This window comes from Parasphingopyxis sp. CP4 (assembly GCF_013378055.1).
Classification (GTDB): domain Bacteria; phylum Pseudomonadota; class Alphaproteobacteria; order Sphingomonadales; family Sphingomonadaceae; genus Parasphingopyxis.
On the sequence record NZ_CP051130.1, the window covers coordinates 614212 to 631836 of the forward strand.

19 protein-coding genes are annotated in these 17625 nt (G+C 59.4%); 8 read left to right on the forward strand and 11 right to left on the reverse strand.

The window, feature by feature from the left end; all coding sequences use genetic code 11:
- Position 1: 1 nt before the first annotated feature.
- A complete protein-coding gene (locus HFP51_RS03065; protein WP_255454802.1) occupies positions 2 to 250 on the reverse strand; it encodes a hypothetical protein in 249 nt (82 codons plus the stop codon).
- Positions 251 to 372: 122 nt separating this feature from the next.
- The gene (locus HFP51_RS03070) at positions 373 to 1470 is read right to left on the reverse strand and encodes an SPOR domain-containing protein (RefSeq protein WP_176874316.1); all 1098 of its coding nucleotides are present in this window, start codon (positions 1468 to 1470) and stop codon (positions 373 to 375) included.
- 185 nt (positions 1471 to 1655) lie between these two features.
- On the opposite strand from HFP51_RS03070, the gene HFP51_RS03075 reads away from it, so the two are divergent.
- Genes HFP51_RS03075 through HFP51_RS03085 form a run of 3 tightly spaced genes read left to right on the forward strand, consistent with a single transcriptional unit; the run spans position 1656 to position 4719 of the window.
- On the forward strand, positions 1656 to 2378 hold the full coding sequence (locus HFP51_RS03075) for a ParA family protein (RefSeq protein WP_176874317.1): 723 nt from the start codon (positions 1656 to 1658) through the stop codon (positions 2376 to 2378).
- A 10-nt stretch (positions 2379 to 2388) separates the two neighbouring features.
- Complete coding sequence (locus HFP51_RS03080; RefSeq protein WP_176873725.1) at positions 2389 to 3207, forward strand: hypothetical protein; 819 nt, start codon at positions 2389 to 2391, stop codon at positions 3205 to 3207.
- A gap of 15 nt (positions 3208 to 3222) precedes the next feature.
- A complete protein-coding gene (locus HFP51_RS03085) occupies positions 3223 to 4719 on the forward strand; it encodes an SPOR domain-containing protein (RefSeq protein ID WP_176874318.1) in 1497 nt (498 codons plus the stop codon).
- Positions 4720 to 4735: 16 nt separating this feature from the next.
- On the opposite strand, the gene HFP51_RS03090 is transcribed toward HFP51_RS03085, so the two are convergent.
- Together HFP51_RS03090 and HFP51_RS03095 are read right to left on the reverse strand one after the other, a co-directional pair.
- Positions 4736 to 5962, reverse strand: coding sequence for a dihydroorotase family protein (locus HFP51_RS03090; protein ID WP_176874319.1), 1227 nt, complete (start codon positions 5960 to 5962; stop codon positions 4736 to 4738).
- Positions 5959 to 6948, reverse strand: coding sequence for an aspartate carbamoyltransferase catalytic subunit (locus HFP51_RS03095; protein WP_176874320.1), 990 nt, complete (start codon positions 6946 to 6948; stop codon positions 5959 to 5961). Before HFP51_RS03095 ends, HFP51_RS03090 begins: the two co-directional genes overlap by 4 nt.
- Positions 6949 to 7104: 156 nt before the next feature.
- Between HFP51_RS03095 and HFP51_RS03100 the strand changes: the two genes are divergently transcribed.
- A complete protein-coding gene (locus HFP51_RS03100; protein WP_176874321.1) occupies positions 7105 to 7518 on the forward strand; it encodes a hypothetical protein in 414 nt (137 codons plus the stop codon).
- A 78-nt stretch (positions 7519 to 7596) separates the two neighbouring features.
- Here the strand turns inward: HFP51_RS03100 and ruvX are convergent, their stop codons facing one another.
- Both ruvX and HFP51_RS03110 read right to left on the reverse strand, forming a co-directional pair.
- On the reverse strand, positions 7597 to 8061 hold the full coding sequence (gene ruvX / locus HFP51_RS03105) for a Holliday junction resolvase RuvX (protein ID WP_176874322.1): 465 nt from the start codon (positions 8059 to 8061) through the stop codon (positions 7597 to 7599).
- Entirely contained in the window at positions 8058 to 9257 is a 1200-nt protein-coding gene (locus HFP51_RS03110; protein WP_176874323.1) for a DUF3089 domain-containing protein, read from the reverse strand. Before HFP51_RS03110 ends, ruvX begins: the two co-directional genes overlap by 4 nt.
- A gap of 124 nt (positions 9258 to 9381) precedes the next feature.
- Between HFP51_RS03110 and gatC the strand changes: the two genes are divergently transcribed.
- From gatC to HFP51_RS03130, 4 genes are all read left to right on the forward strand, one after another.
- Positions 9382 to 9669, forward strand: coding sequence for an Asp-tRNA(Asn)/Glu-tRNA(Gln) amidotransferase subunit GatC (gatC, locus tag HFP51_RS03115; RefSeq protein ID WP_176874324.1), 288 nt, complete (start codon positions 9382 to 9384; stop codon positions 9667 to 9669).
- Positions 9669 to 11150 (forward strand): Asp-tRNA(Asn)/Glu-tRNA(Gln) amidotransferase subunit GatA, encoded by a 1482-nt coding sequence (gene gatA / locus HFP51_RS03120; protein ID WP_176874325.1) that lies wholly within the window; start codon positions 9669 to 9671, stop codon positions 11148 to 11150. Before gatC ends, gatA begins: the two co-directional genes overlap by 1 nt.
- Complete coding sequence (gene gatB / locus HFP51_RS03125) at positions 11141 to 12637, forward strand: Asp-tRNA(Asn)/Glu-tRNA(Gln) amidotransferase subunit GatB (RefSeq protein WP_176874326.1); 1497 nt, start codon at positions 11141 to 11143, stop codon at positions 12635 to 12637. Before gatA ends, gatB begins: the two co-directional genes overlap by 10 nt.
- Positions 12638 to 12761: 124 nt before the next feature.
- On the forward strand, positions 12762 to 13661 hold the full coding sequence (locus HFP51_RS03130; RefSeq protein WP_176874327.1) for a glutathione S-transferase family protein: 900 nt from the start codon (positions 12762 to 12764) through the stop codon (positions 13659 to 13661).
- 15 nt (positions 13662 to 13676) lie between these two features.
- Here the strand turns inward: HFP51_RS03130 and HFP51_RS03135 are convergent, their stop codons facing one another.
- Genes HFP51_RS03135 through cobA form a run of 5 tightly spaced genes read right to left on the reverse strand, consistent with a single transcriptional unit; the run spans position 13677 to position 17587 of the window.
- Complete coding sequence (locus HFP51_RS03135) at positions 13677 to 14456, reverse strand: phosphoadenylyl-sulfate reductase (RefSeq protein WP_176876511.1); 780 nt, start codon at positions 14454 to 14456, stop codon at positions 13677 to 13679.
- Positions 14449 to 14874 carry a DUF934 domain-containing protein gene (locus HFP51_RS03140; RefSeq protein ID WP_176874328.1) on the reverse strand — a complete coding sequence of 142 codons (426 nt, stop codon included), beginning with the start codon at positions 14872 to 14874 and terminating at the stop codon, positions 14449 to 14451. Before HFP51_RS03140 ends, HFP51_RS03135 begins: the two co-directional genes overlap by 8 nt.
- Entirely contained in the window at positions 14867 to 16501 is a 1635-nt protein-coding gene (locus tag HFP51_RS03145) for a nitrite/sulfite reductase (protein ID WP_176874329.1), read from the reverse strand. The genes HFP51_RS03140 and HFP51_RS03145 overlap by 8 nt, the downstream gene beginning before the upstream one ends.
- A gap of 1 nt (position 16502) precedes the next feature.
- Positions 16503 to 16799, reverse strand: coding sequence for a DUF2849 domain-containing protein (locus tag HFP51_RS03150; protein WP_176874330.1), 297 nt, complete (start codon positions 16797 to 16799; stop codon positions 16503 to 16505).
- The gene (gene cobA / locus HFP51_RS03155; RefSeq protein WP_176874331.1) at positions 16796 to 17587 is read right to left on the reverse strand and encodes a uroporphyrinogen-III C-methyltransferase; all 792 of its coding nucleotides are present in this window, start codon (positions 17585 to 17587) and stop codon (positions 16796 to 16798) included. Before cobA ends, HFP51_RS03150 begins: the two co-directional genes overlap by 4 nt.
- Positions 17588 to 17625 lie beyond the last annotated feature (38 nt).

Genomic DNA, 17625 nt, shown 5'->3' on the forward strand with positions numbered 1-17625 from the left:
GTTAGCGCGTCATATCCGCAGCGACGGCGCTCAACGCAAAGGCCACCGCGTGCTCATCACCCAGAAAACTCAGCTCAATCCCGGTTTCCGATACAGCATGCACTTCGGCGACAATTTCGCCAGCGGCCGGATGAACCAGGGTTACGTTGCTGCCATGGGTGAGTTCGGCATTGCTGCGGATGGTGGCGCCACGGCCGGAAACGGCTTCCAGAGCGGCCGGCGACGGGCTGTCAGCATGCAGAACGCACATCCGCCGACGCCGCCAAGGGGAGGCCATCGATCTGGCATTTTTTAACCGATATTTCTGTGACATGCGACCTCCCTGCGGGGAAGTCGTTTAGTGGCGACCAGCAAATATTCGGTTAAGCCAAGCTAACGACGGCGGACCGTAATGCACTCCGAACCAGCCTGCGCAGCGGAGCGGCAGGCGCGTTGCGCTTCCGCCCGGGTCTGGAACGGGCCGGCCTGGAGGCGCGTAAGCGTTCCGGCGCGCACCAGATAGGGCTGCAGAGCTGCGAGCGCCGATGATTGGTTGGCGAGCCGGCGCCACAAGGCTTCGGCGCGCGGACGTTCGCTGAAGGCACCTAGCTGGATCCGCCAATCGCCCGTCCGGGCTGCCGGGGCCGCTGTCGTCGTTCCCACCGGTGATGACGGCACATTGATCACTGGAGCCGGGACTGGGGCTGGCGCTGGTGCTGCCACCTGGACTGGCGGGGCGGATACTGGTGGAACGGCGACAGGCGGCGAAACTGGCGGTGCTGCAACCGGCGGCGGCACCTCGACCGGCGTGAAAGTGCTGCTCGGTGCCGGCGTTGGCGTCACAGCCGGAGCAGCCGCTACAACTGGCGCAGAAGCCGGCGCCGGCACTGGCGGCGGGGAAACACCAACTGGTGTCGTTGGGTTGGCCGCGGCCATCTGGGTGGCCATTTCACGGCCCTGTTCGCGCTGCTCGATCGGGATATAGACATCCATCTGTTGCAGACTTGCCGAAGCCTGTGGAATCCCGGCTTCCGACGCGTTCGTCATCAGCGCATAGGCCCGTGGCCAGTCGCGCGGTGCCAGATCGCCGTTAAACAGCGCGGTTCCATAGATATATTGAGCGCGGGGTTCGCCCGCTTCTGCTGCACGGACAATGTAGGGCATTGCCTGTTCGCGATTGCCTTCCTGAAACAGGATCAACCCGTAATTGGCATCAGCCTGCAAATGGCCCTGGGCGGCGGCCAGTCCGAACAAATCGCGCGCCCGGCCCATATCCTGCGGTACCCCGCGGCCCAGCTTGTATGCCTGCCCAAGATTGAACTGCGCATCCGGATCGCCTGCCTCAGCGAGCGGCTGCCACTCGGAAACGGCTTGTGCATAGTCACCGCCGCGCCACGCCTCGACGCCTGCTTGAACGTCGGCATAGGCCGCATTGTGTAGGCAAAAGAGCGCTACTGCTGCTCCAATCGCCGTGGTGTGCCGTATCGCCATTGTCCGTCTCCGAATTTACTCAGCGCCTTAACTATCTTGAATAATAGCAGGGTTAAAGCCGGATTAGCAAAGATGAAGCGTCCTTTTCCGGGACATAAATCAAATTTTTAGCTCGGGCGTTAACCAGATTTTAGTCACCAGAGTGGCAATCCCCCATCTGAAATTCCGCCATCGAAGGGGATATCATGCGCGTATTGGCATTAGCATCGCAAAAAGGCGGCTCGGGAAAGACAACGCTTTCCGGGCACCTTGCCGTAGAGGCACAGCGAAGTGGCGCAGGGCCAGTGGTCCTGATCGACATCGATCCGCAGGGGTCGCTTGCCGACTGGTGGAACGAGCGTGAAGACGACATGCCGGCCTTTGCCCAGACGACGGTTGCCCGATTGGCCGCCGATCTAGAGGTTCTGCGTCAGCAAGGTTTCAAAATGGCGATCCTCGATACGCCGCCCGCCATCACCATGGCGATCCAGAGCGTTATCCAGGTTGCCGAGCTTATCGTTATTCCGACGCGCCCAAGCCCGCATGACTTGCGCGCCGTTGGTGCCACGGTCGATTTGTGTGAGCGCGCCGGCAAGCCGCTGATCTTCGTGGTCAACGCGGCCACCCCGAAAGCGAAAATTACTTATGAAGCCGCCGTAGCGCTGTCGCAGCATGGCACCGTTGCGCCTGTGACGCTTCACCACCGTACCGATTTTGCCGCTTCGATGATTGACGGCCGAACCGTCATGGAAATCGATCCGGGCGGAAAGTCTGCAGCCGAAGTTCAAGAGCTCTGGGCCTATATTTCGGACCGGCTCGAAAAGAATTTCCGCCGCACAGTATTCAGCGGGCCAAAGCTCTCGGCCCAGCCTCGTACCGTTCAACGTCCCGCAGCAGGTGGTTTCGGCCGCCGGGTGACAGGCCAGTAGGAGCGACACGATGAGCGAAGAAAAATTCGCGGCGCTGTCCTCGGGCCTGTTGGCACGCAAAGGTGCTGCAAAACCGGCGATGCGACGCCAGGGGTTTATCAACCCACAAGGTGACGTCACCGAAGATCTCGGCTGGAATGATATGGGTTTTGAAGGCCCTAAGCCGGTCGATTCCGAAACCGAATTTCACGGTGAAGCGCCGTTACCGGAAGTCCGCCGGCAGCAAGATCAGCTGACTGAAGGGCTCCAGGACGATCAGGACGCGAATGGCGTCATTCCTGAAGATGGCGGATTTATGCCAGAACATGAGCCCTACAAGGTCGATGGCCATGGCGGATTGACGCCAATGGGGCAGGAAGACCTGGACGAAGAAGACGAAGCGGAAGCCGAATATGAGGCGGATGCTGAGGCTGAAATCGAAGCGGAATCGGAAGCGATAAACGGTGAAGACACCGAAATCGAAGACGATGAAACCAACGGTTCTGCGCATGGCTTGAGCATTTATGGACGCGCACCGTCTAATGGCGAGACGTCTGACGCACAGCCGCGCAAGAAGATGCAGGCCCTTCCCGAACCACAGCCGGTCAAACCCGCTGCGGCTCCGGAAGCCACAAAAACTGTTGATCGCGCCGCCGACAAGGTCCCGGCTCGCGAAAAAGTCGCCTTTACGCTGCGACTCGACAAGGACCGTCATCTCAAACTGCGGTTGGCATCAGCCGTCACAAACCAGTCGGCCCAGCGCCTTGTTACCGAAGCGCTCGACCGTTTTCTCGAGGAGCATCCTGAAGTGCAGGCGCTGTCCGGCCATGCCGGCGGCAAAACGCACTGATTGAGGAGGGGTATTATGAAACCGAGCATCGCAAAAATCGCTGCATCGACATTGGCCGTAGGCGCCTCGATTGCTGGCTTCACGCCGCTTCTGCAGGGCGCGCTTTCCACCGGGACCAGCGCGAGCGACAGTCGCGCAATTTCGCAAGCTGCCGACGCAGCGTCCAGCGCCCGGGCCGCCTTGGCTGACAATGACGGCATCGCTGCAATCCGCCATGCGGAACGCGCGGTTCAGGCTCTGCCCAACAGCGCGGAATATCGCCATCTTCTGGGCCGCTCCTATCTCGCTGCGGGTCGCTTTGCTTCGGCAGAAACCAGTTTCCAGGATGCGTTGACGATCAATCCAGACCTAGGTCGCACGGCGTTCAACCTGGCGCTCTCACAGATTGCTCAGGGCAAGCACAGCAATGCGCTGTCTGAACTGAACAATCTTGAAGGCCGCCTTGGAGCGTCTGATCTCGGTCTTGCCATGGCTCTGGCCGGTAATCATGAGCGCGCTATCTCAATCCTTCAACAGGCATCGCGCGCCAATGGCGGCGATCCTCGGGCTCGTCAGAATCTGGCGCTGACCTATGCATTGGCCGGTCGTTGGGCGGAAGCCCGCATCACGGCAGCGCAGGATGTTAGCGTTGCCGATCTTGAAGGCCGGATGCAGGACTGGAGCCAGTTCGCATCAGCTGAACATGACTATGAACAGGTGTCGAGCCTTTTGGGTGTTACGGCCGATCTCACGGATCCCGGTCAGCCGATTCGCCTCGCACTCGCTCCGCAGTCTGACGCAATCATGACCGCCGAAGCGCCTGTCGCAGAGGAATATATCGAAGAAAACCCGGTTGTTGCTGTTACGGCACCAGTTGAGGAATCGACGTTCACGGAAGTCGAAGTGCCTGAGGTTATCGAAGCAGACGAAACGCCGATGCGCGTTGCGGCGGCCGAGACCGAAGAGTTTACGCCTCCGGCTGCGGACGCCTTCATCGTTGAAGAAGAAGATGCTTTTGCGCCGGTTGAAGCAGACGAGGCCATCGCCGCCGCCGCTGCGCCGGTCGAAGAGCCGATCGTTGCGCTCACGGCGCCGGTTGTTGCCGCTGAAGCACCAGCCGAAGAAGAATGGCTCGCTGTACTGCGCGCTGCACGTGCTCCAGAGCGTCCGGTTGAAGCCGTTGCGCCGGTTGCGCAGCCTGAAGCACCTGCTGTCCAAGCCCGTCAGTCGGACGGTCGCTATGTGATCCAGCTTGGTGCCTTTGCCACCCAGTCAAATGTCCAGGTTGCCTGGAACCGCGCTCTTCGCCGGCACAATGCCTTGTCGAATTACGCTCCGTCAGGCGCAACCATTGAACATGGTCGTACTCTCTATCGCCTGTCTTTCGGCGGTTTTGAAACCCGCGGCGAAGCCAATCGCATGTGCCGAACATTGCGTTCGCGTGGTCAGGACTGTTTTGTCCGCGTCCGCGCCGGTGATGCGCCGCTGCAGATGGCTGCCCGTACGGGTGCCGGAGCTGCAACGCTTCGCTAGTCGAACACATTATCGATTAAGAGGGCGGACGATCCAGGGGTCGGCCGCCCTTTATCGTATGGATGACCTTGCCTTGAACGGGCAGTGCGTCGAACGGCGTGTTTCCGGCACTTGCCGCCATTGAGTCGGTATCGACCCGCCATGGTGCGTCGGCATCGAAGACAACCAGATCTGCCGGCGCGCCCTCGGTCAGATTTCCACCCTCAAGACCGAGCAGTTGTGCCGGATTGGCCGACAGCAACGCAAATAGCCGTGGCATGTCGATATGCCCGTCACGCACCAGGTTCAGCGAAAGGGCCAGCAAGGTCTCGGCTCCCGACATGCCAGATTCGGCATCGGCATAGGGAAGGCGTTTCGCTTCGGGACCTTGGGGATCATGGCCGGAACAGATGACGTCAATCGTGCCATCGGCCAAGGCCGTCAGACACGCGTCGCGATCCTCGGCACTGCGCAAGGGCGGCGACAATTTGGCGAATGTCCTATAGGCGCCGATATCGACATCGCAAAGCAACAGATGCCCGGGCGTAATCCCGCAGGTCACCCGAACGCCGCGCGCCTTGGCGGCACGTATTAGGTCAAATCCGCGGGCTGTGGTCACGGTGCGAAAGTGGATATGGGCGCCCGCTTCCTCGGCCAGCAAGAGATCGCGGCTGATGGCGATCGCTTCGGAGATTGCGGATGCACTGGGCAGGCCGAGCCGGGTCGCCGTTTCGCCATGGGTGGCGACGGCGTCACCGGACAGGCCGGTATCTTCCGCATGCGCGATCACAATAAGGTCGAGCGCGGCCGCATAACTCAGCACGCGCTGCATCGTGCTGCTGTTGGTAATCTGTCTGCGACCCGTCGAAATCGCGACTGCACCAGCGCGTTTCATCAAACCGAATTCACCGAGTTCTTCGCCACCCAGGCGCAGCGTGGCTGCGCCAATCGGATGGACCCAGAGATCGGGTTTGCCGGCTGCCGCAGCATGCTGGACCATTGCCGGTTCATCGATGACCGGGGACTGATCCGGCATCAGCGCGACGCGGGTAATGCCGCCAGCAATGCATGCAGGGATATCGACGTCGAATGCGCCCAAGTCGATAATGCCCGGCGCAACATGGAGACCATTTGCATCAATTTGCTGAGCTTCTTTTCCGGCATCTGGAGTGATGTTGAGTCCGGTACAGGCGATGTCGCCTGGCTCTGCGTTTCCGCCAATCGGGTCTATGATTATGCCGCCGGTGATGGACAGTGCGGTCATGCCCAACCCTCCACGCCGCGTTGCTTGCGGGTCAGCACATCAAGACAGGCCATGCGGACAGCAACGCCCATTTCGACCTGTTCGGTAATCGCTGATCGCTCGAGATCGTCGGCAATGTCGCTCGCAATCTCGATGCCGCGGTTCATCGGGCCCGGATGCATAACCAGTGCATTAGGCGCGGCGCGCTCAAGACGCTCCCGAGTCAGGCCGTAAAGGGCGAAATATTCGCGCGGTGAGGGGATGAAACCGCCGCGCATACGCTCATTTTGCAGCCGTAGCATCATTACCACATCGGCACCGGCAAGGCCGGCATCGAAATCGGTAAAGGGTGTGACGCCAAGACGCTCAATCGCGGGCGGCATAAGGGTTGGTGGCGCAATGACATTCACCTCGGCACCCAGCGCAGTCAGTGCGAGAATATTGGAGCGGGCAACGCGGCTGTGGAGGATGTCGCCGCAGATCGCTATCCGCAGCTTTTCGAACGATCCCCGGCGTCGACGGATTGTCAGCGCATCCAACAGCCCTTGGGTCGGGTGTTCGTGCCAACCATCTCCGGCATTGAGAACCGGACAATCCACCTTGTCGGCGATGAGCTGCACCGCACCGGATGCCTGATGCCGGATCACGATGACATCGGCGCGCATCGCATTGAGCGTGACGGCCGTATCGATCAGCGTTTCGCCCTTTTTTACGCTCGATTGCGCAGCATTCATGTTCACAACATCGGCGCCCAGGCGTTTGCCAGCGACCTCGAACGACAGCAGCGTCCGAGTCGAGGCTTCGAAGAAGGCATTCATCTGCGTCAGCCCGGCAAGCCGATCATCATGCTTCGTTGATTGCCGATTGAGGTCCACCCATTGCTCGGCTTCGTCGAGAAGAAAGGTTATTTCCCAAGGCTGTAGACCGTAAATACCGGTGAGATGCCTGTGCGGGAACGGGTGCGCGCCTTCGGGAGTGGCCGCAGCAGTGGGAATCGCGTTTTGCATTAAAGGGGCCTCTTAGAGCGCCGATCGCCATGGGGCAACATCGGTAGGGATTCCGGTGTGTTGCGGGGGACACGGTCAGATTTCGTCGTCCGCGATTTGCTTTGACCCCCTTGGAGGGTGTAATTTCAATCTGTTGAGGATCAACGGGAGGAGAACATGAAGCGATTAATTGCGATTGCCGGCGTTATCGCGCTCGGCGCCTGCTCGGAAAGCGCACCGGCACCAGAGCCGGTCGAAGAAGCCGAAGCGGAAGAAGCTGCAACTGATTGGTCCGCTTGGGCCGGCAGCTATGACATCGCCTATGAAGACGGTTCGGCCTCAGTACTTACCGTCAGAGACACCGGCACTTATGAAGTGGTGATTGGCGAAGACACCCTGACCGGTACCGTCGAAATGGGCGAAGGTGGCGAAATTTGCTACACCAATGACGATGGCGAAACGCCTACCCAATGCTGGACCAACAGCGAGGCCGCAGAAGATGGCAGCTGGACGTCGACCAGCGAGACTGGTGAAACCGTAACGGTCACCCGCATTGTTCCGGAAGTTCCAGGAGCAGACGAAGAAGCGTAAACGCCCCGATTGGCGTTATCTATCGGAGTGAATGGGTCGCAGCTGCGGTGACTATACCGCTTTTACTGCAACGCTGCGCTAATGCGCCACGAGCGCGTCGATTGCCCCTTGCAGGATAAAGCCTGCAGCGGCGGCGTCGACGCGTTCGGCGCGCTTCTTGCGCGTCATATCGGCGTCGATCATCGCGCGCTCCACGGCCTGGGTCGACCAGCGCTCATCCCATAACAGGATCGGCAGCTCGAGCGCTTGATCCAGATTGCGCGCAAAGGCCCGGGTGGACTGCGTTTGTGGGCTATCGGTGCCATCGAGATTTAGTGGCAGTCCAATCACCAGGCCAACAATCCGCTGCGCTGAAAGGATTGCTTGCAACTGTTCCAGGTCCTGCGTGAATTTGCGTCGCTTGATGGTTTCAGCGGCGCTCGCAAAGGTCCATTGCGCATCGCACAGCGCAACGCCGATTGTCTTGCTGCCGACATCGAGCCCGGCCAGCCGCCCGCCATCGGGCAGTGCCTCGCGGAAGTCCGGAACATCCTGGGTGATCATTCGCTCGCCGCCACAAAGTTCGCGACGCGCCGTTCGACATCGGCGCGTAGATTGCTCCAGAACAGCATATAATCGAACACGTGATAATTGTTGCCGGGCAGGATGTAGCGACCGAATTCTTCAGGCGGTTGTCCAACAAGCAGCAGGCCTTGCTCATCACAGCGCGCGGGGATCACGCCAGGCGTCAGATTGGCTCCGTTCATATCCTCATTCGGCACGAGCGCGCCCAGATTATCGGCTGCTTCCGCTTCACCGTTCACCGCTCCGCTTACCGGGTTCACGCATAGCATCGCGGTGTCCGCTCGGCTGGCGCCGGTAAGCCCGGTACTGACATCATAGATGCGCGATATCTGATGGGCGTCGGCGGGCTCCGCGAAGCTCTGAAAAGCAATGATGCAATTGGTGGATTGCGCATCGGCGCACGCCGCGAGGGGAAGCGCCGGAAGATCGGCATCCACCGAGATCGGCCAGCCGATGATGTAGGCGGCAGCGATGCGATCGACGAGCGGCGTGCCCGCGATACGCTCGGCGAGCAACGTCGTGAGATGCAGGCTGCCCTGGCTGTGGCCGGCCAAGATGAAGGGCTGATCCTCTCCGATCTCGGAGAGGAAATGTGCGAAAGCGACCTCTACATCCTGATAGGCAAAGCGCAGCGCGACTTCGGCATTACGATGGTCGGTGAGGAAAGCGCCGATCACTGCCTGGCGATAGAGCGGTGCCCAGATTTCACCGACGGCATTGAACACGCTGGCCTGGCTTGCCGCGAACAAGCGCTGGCGTTCCAGCGCGGCGGGGCTGCGGATCGGCGCATTCCAGCGATCGCGATCAAGATAGGTGGTCGGCAGCACGTAGAAGACGGGAAGCCGTTCAGGCTCCTCGCCATCGATCACAGGATCTGGGCCGATATCGCCGGAGCTTTCGGCGACCTCGAGATCGGTAGCTTCGTCGGCGCCGGAGGCGTCGCCATAATCGTCCGGCATCCAGTCGCTGGGCGGGTTTTCGATGTCCGGGCGGATCAACCACAATGCGCTGTCTGCGTACGCGTTTTCCTCAATCTCTTCGAGGATCTCGATCTCTTCGCTCGGTACCAGCGCCATTTCCAGGAGCTCGTCCTGGAACAGCGACCAGGCGATCCCGGCAAGCAGGACCAGCACGATGATGATCGCGATCAGATAGAGGAAGATGCGGGCGGCCATTGTTTTACTTTCCGGTGTTCAGGCGCGCGCCATAGGCCAAGCTGTGCAAAAGGCCAATGTCACAACCCCTGACATGCGTTGAACGCGCTTGCAGCAAGGCGAGGGCGATGCTAGCCGCGCGTCCATGTCCGTCGATACAGAAACCGTGCTCCGCATTGCGGCTCTATCCCGTATTGCGATGAGCGAAGAGGAGGCCGAGCGCCTCAAACCCGAACTCAACAATATTCTCGGCTGGGTCGAGCAATTGGGAGAGGTCGATACCTCGGGCGTCGAACCGCTCGCCGTGGTGATCGATAACCACACCCGGATGCGCGACGATGTCGTAACCGATGGCGACAAGCGGGATGATATTCTCGCCAATGCGCCGGTTGCCGAACATGGCTTTTTCGCCGTTCCCAAGGTGATCGAATAGTGGCCGAGATTACGGATCTGGGCGTTGCGGAAATCCGCGACGGGTTTCGCGGTGGGGAATTCTCTGCGCGCGAAGTCGCCGATGCATACAACGCGGCCATTGCCGATGCGGATGCGTTGAACTGCTTTATTGTCACGACACCTGAAAAGGCGGTCGAGGCTGCCGAAGAGGCTGATCGTGCGCTGGCTTCGGGTGATGCTGCGCCACTGTCTGGTGTTCCGCTGGGGATCAAGGATCTCTTCTGCACAAACGGCGTCCAGTCGACCGCAGCGAGCCATATCCTTGAAGGCTTTGTCCCGCCCTATGAATCGACCGTGTCCGGCAAATTGCTGGCCGCAGGCGCAGGCATGCTCGGCAAGCTCAACATGGATCAGTTCGCAATGGGTTCGTCCAACGAAACCAGCCATTTCGGTAATGTGATTTCGCCCTGGCGGCGTAATGACGGTGGCAATGCGCCGCTGTCTCCGGGTGGATCGTCGGGCGGAACCTCGTCGGCGATCGCCGCGCATATTGTACCGGCGGCCACGGGCACCGATACCGGTGGGTCTATCCGTCAGCCGGCTGCATTTACCGGTATATGCGGGATGAAGCCGACCTATGGCCGCTGTTCGCGGTTCGGCATGGTCGCCTTTGCCTCTTCGCTCGATCAGGCGGGCCCGATGGCACGCAGCGTGAAGGATTGCGCCATCCTGCTCGAAGCGATGGCGGGGTATGACGCCAAGGATTCGACGTCGCTCAATGAGCCAGTGCCCAACTGGGAAGGTGCATTGAACAGCGACCTAAAGGGCAAGAAAATCGGTATTCCCAAGGAATATCGCGTCGACGATATGCCCGAAGATATCGATGCACTCTGGAAGCAGGGCGTAGACTGGCTGCGCGATGCGGGCGCCGAGATTGTCGATGTTTCGCTCCCGCACACCAAATATGCGCTGCCCGCTTATTACATCATCGCACCGGCAGAGGCTTCGGCCAATCTCGCCCGCTATGACGGCGTGCGCTACGGCCTGCGCGAACTGCCGGAGGGCGCGAACCTCCAGGAAATGTATGCCGCAACCCGCGCCGCCGGTTTTGGCGACGAAGTGAAGCGCCGCATCATGATTGGCACCTATGTGCTCTCAGCCGGCTTTTACGACGCCTATTATACGCAGGCCGCCAAGGTTCGGACGCTGATTGCGCGCGATTTCGATGCGGCATGGGAAAGCTGCGATTATCTGCTGACCCCGACGGCGCCATCTGCCGCCTTTGGCCTTGGTGATCTCAGCGATGATCCGCTGGCCATGTATCTGAACGATGTGTTCACTGTCCCGAGCTCGCTCGCTGGCCTGCCGGCGATCGCGGTACCCGGTGGCCTCGATCATCACGGACTGCCGCTCGGCCTTCAGGTGATTGGCAAGGCGCTGGACGAACAGGGCGTCATGAATGCAGGCCTGGCGCTGGAAGAACGCGCCGGCTTCACAGCACGCGCGGAGAAATGGTGGTGAGCGAATATCGAGTCCAGGGCGCCACGGGCGATTGGGAGGTTGTGATTGGCCTTGAGGTCCATGCGCAAATCACAACCTATGCCAAGCTGTTCTCCGGCGCGTCGACCCAGTTCGGCAATGAACCCAATTCCAACGTGTCGCTTGTCGATGCGGCGATGCCGGGCATGTTGCCGGTGGTGAATGGCGAATGTCTGCGCCAGGCGGTGCGCACCGGAATTGCACTCAATGCCGAGATCCATCGCTGGTCGCGCTTCGACCGGAAGAATTATTTCTACGCCGATCTGCCGCAGGGCTATCAGATTTCCCAGCTGTTCCACCCGATTGTGGGCGAGGGTGAGATCGAGGTGTCGCTCGACGAAAAAGATCCCGAAGGCACAGTTAAAACCATCGGTATCGAGCGGATCCATGTCGAGCAGGATGCCGGCAAGCTGATGCATGATCAGCATCCAACGATGAGCTATGTCGATCTCAACCGATCGGGGGTTGCCTTGATGGAGATTGTCTCGCGTCCCGATATGCGGTCACCTGCCGAAGCCGGCGCCTATGTCCGCAAGCTACGCTCGATCCTGCGCTATGTGGGCTCGTGTGACGGCAATATGGAACAGGGCTCAATGCGTGCCGATGTGAATGTTTCCGTGCGTAAGCCTGGGGATGAACTCGGTATTCGCACCGAAACCAAGAATGTGAACTCGATCCGCTTCATCCAACAGGTGGTTGAGACCGAAGCGCGACGCCAGGTCGACCTGCTCGAAGATGGTGGCGCAGTGGTACAGGAAACCCGGCTGTTCGATCCGGACAAGGGCGAAACGCGTTCAATGCGCTCCAAGGAAGATGCGCATGACTATCGCTATTTTCCGGACCCCGATCTGTTGCCGATCGAACTCTCCGAAGAATTTGTCGAAGAAGCGCGCGCGAGCCTTCCCGAACTGCCGGATGCCAAGCGCCATCGTTATGAAAATGAGCTCGGGCTGACGGCGTATAATGCTGCGGTTCTGACGGCCGATGTCGACACCTATGTCAGCTTTGAGGAACTGCTGGCATCGGTTGCCAAGGCGAGCGGCAAGCCGGACAAGGAAGTCGCAAAGCGCGTCGCCAACTGGCTGACCTCCGAACAGCCCGGCTTGCTCAACGCGAATGATATTGCCGCCGATGATCCAATGAACTCGGTCGAAGCGAATACTGCGATTGTGGTCGCGACAGAAAGCGGCCTGATTTCAGGTAGTAAGGGCAAGGAAATCTTCGAACAGCATCTGACCAGTGATATCGATATCACTGCCGAGATCGACAAGAACAAGCAGACGTCAGACACCGGTGAGATTGAAAAAGTGATCGCCGAAATACTTGAGGCGAATGCCGACAAGGTCGAAGAATATCGCGGCGGCAAGGACAAGCTGTTCGGTTTCTTTGTCGGCCAGACGATGAAAGCGATGGCCGGCAAGGCCAACCCGAAGGTCGTCAATGAACTCCTGAAAAAGGCGCTGGGTTAGCGCGATTTGTCATTGTGAGGAGCGAAGCGACGAAGCAATCCAGAACAGTTAGCGATACAGCATGCGGTTCTGGATTGCTTCGCTGCGCTCGCAATGACGATTAGAGATATTTGAGAGGATACCCATGAGCCAGATTGTCCTGCATCACTACGACAATTCACCGTTCGGACAGATCGTTCGTCTGTGCCTCGCGCATAAGGATATTGCCTGGAAATCGGTCGAAGCTCCGGTGATCACACCGAAGCCCGACTTGAGTGTCCTGACCGGTGGCTATGAGCGGATCCCGGTGATGCAGATCGGCGCGGACATTTACTGCGACACGGATATCATCACGGCTGCCCTCGAAGCGCATACACCGGAGCCCAGCCTTTACCCCGCGCCGCTTGGTTCAGCTGGAAAGATGATCGCGCTGTGGGCTGCCAATAGCTGGTTCATGAATTCAGCCGGTGCGGCGCTCGGCGCCAATCCCGATATTGTGCCTGAAGAATTCTGGGAGGATCGGGGTCGACGCTTCGGCATGAAGCGCGAGACCTTCCTGCCGGCCGTTCCGCATATGCAGGCCCAGTTCCACGGCGCGGCGCAGCTCCTCCAGGACGCGCTGGCTGACGGACGGCCGTACATCGCTGGCGATGCGCCAGGCCATGCCGATTTTGCGCTGCTCGTGAATATCCGCTTCGTCCAGTTTGCCGGGATCATGCCGAACACATTTGGCGATGCGGTAGCAAATTGGCATGATCGGCTCGGCGCAATCGGAGAGGGTGATCGCGAAGCATGGACCGCAGACGCGGCCATTGATCATGCGCGAGATAATGCGCCCGTCGGTGGTCATTCAGTCGCTGATAGCAAGGGTTTTGAAGCTGGGCAAATGGTCTCGGTGAAAACGGAATCGCCAGATCCTGCTGCGGTGACCGGTACGCTCGTCGGTCTCGACGAACGGACAATCATTCTGTCTCGCGAGCATGAGCGCTGCGGCGAAGTGCATGTCCACTTCCCCCGTCTCGGGCAGATTCTGACACCTGCCTAAAGCCGGTCTTGCACCCTAGAATACGGGCTGATTAGCCTCGTCATCATCGGCGTCACCGCCATCGATTGGCGTATGAATGCCGCACTCAGTTTTGTCCCAGCCCCGCCAGCGTCCGGCCCGCGGGTCTTCGCCTGGCAATACCTTACTGGTGCAGGGTGCACAGCCGACCGAGAGATAGCCTTCGGCTTCCAACGGGTGACGCGGCAGGTCATGTTCCTCAAAATAGGCGTCGAGATCATCCTTGATCCAATTACCCAGCGGATTGAGCTTGAGCCGGCCATCTTCCACCTCAAAGCGGTCGATATTTTCCCGCGTTACGGACTGGAATGCCTTGCGACCGGAAATCCAGGTATCAAGGCCCGATTTAGCGCGGGCAAGCGGCTCGACCTTGCGGATCGCACAGCAGCCGTCCGGATCGAAAGACCAACGCAGTTCATTTTCGTCCTTTTCAGCAAGGACGGCGGCATCAGGAGTCACCACGGACGCGTTCTTGATGCCGAAAGCTTCGACAAGCGTGTCGCGATAGTCGAGTGTTTCGGGAAACATCCGCAGCGTATCTACAAAGATGACCGGGATCGCCGCATCGGCCGTTGCCACGAGATGCAAAAGGACAGCACTTTCGGTTCCGAATGAGGAGACAACTGCAATCTCGCCCAGCGCGTCTTCCGCGAACAGGGCGCGAAGCATGGTCAGCGCATCGACGCCTTGGAAGCGTTTATTGAGCGCATCGGCATCGGCTTGTGTGAAGCGCGGGCGCGCATCGATGACGTCAAGGGCGCGGGCGGCACTAGCCATGTCGCTTGCTCCAAATTGGCTGTCTGTCATCGGCGGCCTCCTGATACACATTCTTCCAACGCGAAAGCGCAATTTCCGTATCCGCCGCATCGAGCGGGGTTTCCGGAGCGAAGCTGTCAAATCCACAGCGCAGCATGAATGAGAGCTGATCGACAAGGATATCGCCCTGTGCGCGCAGCTCGCCAGTAAAGCCATGTTCACGCAACACACGGGCGGCCGAATAGCCACGACCATCGCCGAAGCGCGAAAACCCGACTTCGATCAACGCGAGCCGATCGAGAAAGGGCAAGAGTTGCCGGACATCCTCGCCATCTTCGAGGCGCACCGATGTGGCGTTGGATTGATCGAGAAATGCATCGAGCGTGACGGCCGGTTCTTCGAGCGGCACATCATCGCGAAAGCTGAGGATATCAGCCATAGAGCGCCTCCTTGAACGGCTCCATGCCGATCCTGCGATAGGTATCGACAAAGCGCTCGTCATCTTCGCGCGCACCGACATAGACATCGGTCACTTTTTCAACCGCATCGACGATGCCGTCTTCATCGAAACCGGGTCCGGTTATCTTGGCGAGACTCACGTCTTCCGCGCCCGAACCACCGAGCAACAGCTGGTAATTCTCGACACCTTTACGATCGACACCCAGGATACCGATATGGCCGGCATGGTGGTGGCCACAGGCGTTGATGCAGCCTGAAATCTTGAGCTTCAATTCACCCAGTTCTTTTTGCCGATCAATATCGGCGAACCGCTTGGCGATCTTTTGCGCGACCGGGATCGATCGGGCATTGGCGAGGCTGCAATAATCGAGGCCAGGACATGCAATGATATCGCTGATCAGGTCGAGATTGGGCGACGCGAGTTCTGCTGCATCCAGTTTTTGCCACAGGGCATAGAGATCTTGCTTACGCACATGCGGCAAGACGATGTTCTGCGAATGGGTCACCCGGGCTTCGTCGAAGCTATACTGTTCCATCAGATCGGCCATCAGGTCCATCTGTGCAGAACTTGCATCGCCCGGGATGCCGCCGACCGGCTTCAGGCTGATCGTCGCGATCGCATAGCCGGCTTGTTTATGGGCATGGACATTCTGGTCGACCCAGACAGCAAAATCCGGATCGGCCCGATCAATTTCATCGCTCAGGCCCGTTTCATAGGCCGGATCTTCAAAATGGCTGATAATACTTTCCAGCTCGGCAGCCGGTGCATCAATATTCTGGCCCTGGAGATGGGCGAACTCAGCTTCGACTTCCTGGATGAACTGTTCTGCGCCCATTTCATGGACAAGAATCTTGATACGCGCTTTGTACTTATTGTCGCGTCGGCCGTACCGATTGTAGACCCGCATAATGGCCTCGGCATAGCTGACCAGCTCATCGATCGGCACGTAATCACGGATCAGCGGGCCAATCATCGGCGTACGGCCCATGCCGCCACCGGCATAATAGCGCGCGCCGATTTCACCGGCATCATTCTTGACGATCTGGATGCCGATATCATGGAGCCGCATCGCCGCGCGGTCTTCATCGGATCCGATCACGGCAAATTTGAACTTGCGCGGGAGGAAGGAGAATTCCGGATGGAAGCTCGACCATTGGCGCAGCAATTCAGCATAGGGCCGCGGATCGGCCACTTCGTCTGCGGCCGCGCCGGCAAACTGGTCGGAACTGATATTGCGAATGCAATTGCCGCTGGTCTGGATCGCATGCATTTCAACCGAGGCAAGATCTGCGAGCAGGTCAGGCATCTGTTCGAGCTTGATCCAGTTGTACTGGATATTCTGCCGGGTCGTGAAATGGGCATAATCCCGGTCATATTTCCGGGCGATCTCGGCCAGCATGCGCATTTGCCCACCCGATAGCGTACCATAGGGGATAGCAACGCGCAGCATATAGGCGTGCAGCTGCTGATACACGCCATTCATCAGGCGCAGCGGACGAAACTGCTCTTCGGTCAGCTTGCCGGCGAGGCGGCGCTCGACCTGGTCGCGAAATTCCGCAACCCGAGTGTTGACCATTTCCTGGTCGAAATTGTCATAGCGATACATGTCAGATTACCCAGTTTCCGGCCCCGGGGTCCGGCGGTGCGATATTGAGATCAGGGCGAACGGTGGGCCCGGTGGCACGGACCTTTTCTTTGATATGAACCGGCACGACGCCATCGTCCGTGCGCTCGGCATCGACAAGATAGCAGTCATTGACGACGCGCTTGGCCACTTCGCGAGCCATGATGTCTGGTGCATTGTCACCGATTTCGGCTGCATCGGAAACATGGCGGGACCAGTCGTAGCCGGTCCACCAAACGACATCGCCACTGCGCAGGTCATTGCCTGTCAGGATCTTCATGCTGCGTTCTCCGCTTTTTCAGCGAGGGTCAGTAATTTGTCTTCCGCCAATGAGCGATCGACAACATCACCGACGATGATCACAGCCGGACTTTCGATGGCTTCGCGTTCGACCAGCCCGCCAAGATCGGCGAGCAGGCTGCGCATCGCGCGCGCGCCTGGCAGGGTTGCGCGCTCGACGATCGCGACCGGCATGGCCGGGGAGACGCCATCGGCGATCAGCTTGTCGGCGATATCGGCGGCGGTTGCGACGCCCATATAGATGACCAGCGTACGACCGGTTCCGGCAAGGCCAGACCAGTTCTGGTCCGACAAGCCCTTGCACTGACCGGCAACAAAGGTAACCGCACTTGACGCCTCGCGATGGGTGAGAGGGAGCACGGCCTCCGCGGCAGCGCCAAGTGCGGCAGAAATACCGGGAACGATCTCGACCGAAATCCCGGCTTTGCGGAGCGTTTCGGCTTCTTCGCCGCCACGTCCAAAAATGAAAGGGTCCCCACCTTTAAGGCGCAATACCGTGCGACCCTGGGATGCTTTTTCAACAAGCAGCGCATTGATGCCTGGTTGCGGCACCGTGTGCCGGCTGCGTTTCTTGGCAACCGAGATACGCGGGGTGTTCTTCGGAATGAGATTCAGGATACGTTGATCGACCAGCCCATCGTGCACGACGATATCGGCGGTGTTGATCGCGTTGAAGGCGCGCAGCGTCAGCAGGTCCGGATCGCCGGGACCCGCGCCCACCAGCAGCACCTTGCCGCCGCTATCCTGATTTGTGTTCGCTCTTTCCATGGCTGCAACATGATCAATGCGCGGCCGGCAAACAAAGC

What these genes read in the sequence shown, in the direction of transcription:
- HFP51_RS03100 (WP_176874321.1), top strand. Translation starts at nt 7,105, where the DNA reads ATGAAGCGATTAATTGCGATTGCCGGCGTTATCGCGCTCGGCGCCTGC.
- HFP51_RS03085 (WP_176874318.1), top strand. Translation starts at nt 3,223, where the DNA reads ATGAAACCGAGCATCGCAAAAATCGCTGCATCGACATTGGCCGTAGGC.
- HFP51_RS03130 (WP_176874327.1), top strand. Translation starts at nt 12,762, where the DNA reads ATGAGCCAGATTGTCCTGCATCACTACGACAATTCACCGTTCGGACAG.
- cobA (WP_176874331.1), bottom strand. Translation starts at nt 17,587, where the DNA reads ATGGAAAGAGCGAACACAAATCAGGATAGCGGCGGCAAGGTGCTGCTG.
- HFP51_RS03135 (WP_176876511.1), bottom strand. Translation starts at nt 14,456, where the DNA reads ATGGCTAGTGCCGCCCGCGCCCTTGACGTCATCGATGCGCGCCCGCGC.
- HFP51_RS03065 (WP_255454802.1), bottom strand. Translation starts at nt 250, where the DNA reads ATGTGCGTTCTGCATGCTGACAGCCCGTCGCCGGCCGCTCTGGAAGCC.
- HFP51_RS03150 (WP_176874330.1), bottom strand. Translation starts at nt 16,799, where the DNA reads ATGAAGATCCTGACAGGCAATGACCTGCGCAGTGGCGATGTCGTTTGG.
- HFP51_RS03095 (WP_176874320.1), bottom strand. Translation starts at nt 6,948, where the DNA reads ATGCAAAACGCGATTCCCACTGCTGCGGCCACTCCCGAAGGCGCGCAC.
- gatC (WP_176874324.1), top strand. Translation starts at nt 9,382, where the DNA reads ATGTCCGTCGATACAGAAACCGTGCTCCGCATTGCGGCTCTATCCCGT.
- HFP51_RS03140 (WP_176874328.1), bottom strand. Translation starts at nt 14,874, where the DNA reads ATGGCTGATATCCTCAGCTTTCGCGATGATGTGCCGCTCGAAGAACCG.
- HFP51_RS03110 (WP_176874323.1), bottom strand. Translation starts at nt 9,257, where the DNA reads ATGGCCGCCCGCATCTTCCTCTATCTGATCGCGATCATCATCGTGCTG.
- HFP51_RS03075 (WP_176874317.1), top strand. Translation starts at nt 1,656, where the DNA reads ATGCGCGTATTGGCATTAGCATCGCAAAAAGGCGGCTCGGGAAAGACA.
- HFP51_RS03145 (WP_176874329.1), bottom strand. Translation starts at nt 16,501, where the DNA reads ATGTATCGCTATGACAATTTCGACCAGGAAATGGTCAACACTCGGGTT.
- HFP51_RS03070 (WP_176874316.1), bottom strand. Translation starts at nt 1,470, where the DNA reads ATGGCGATACGGCACACCACGGCGATTGGAGCAGCAGTAGCGCTCTTT.
- HFP51_RS03090 (WP_176874319.1), bottom strand. Translation starts at nt 5,962, where the DNA reads ATGACCGCACTGTCCATCACCGGCGGCATAATCATAGACCCGATTGGC.
- ruvX (WP_176874322.1), bottom strand. Translation starts at nt 8,061, where the DNA reads ATGATCACCCAGGATGTTCCGGACTTCCGCGAGGCACTGCCCGATGGC.
- gatB (WP_176874326.1), top strand. Translation starts at nt 11,141, where the DNA reads ATGGTGGTGAGCGAATATCGAGTCCAGGGCGCCACGGGCGATTGGGAG.
- HFP51_RS03080 (WP_176873725.1), top strand. Translation starts at nt 2,389, where the DNA reads ATGAGCGAAGAAAAATTCGCGGCGCTGTCCTCGGGCCTGTTGGCACGC.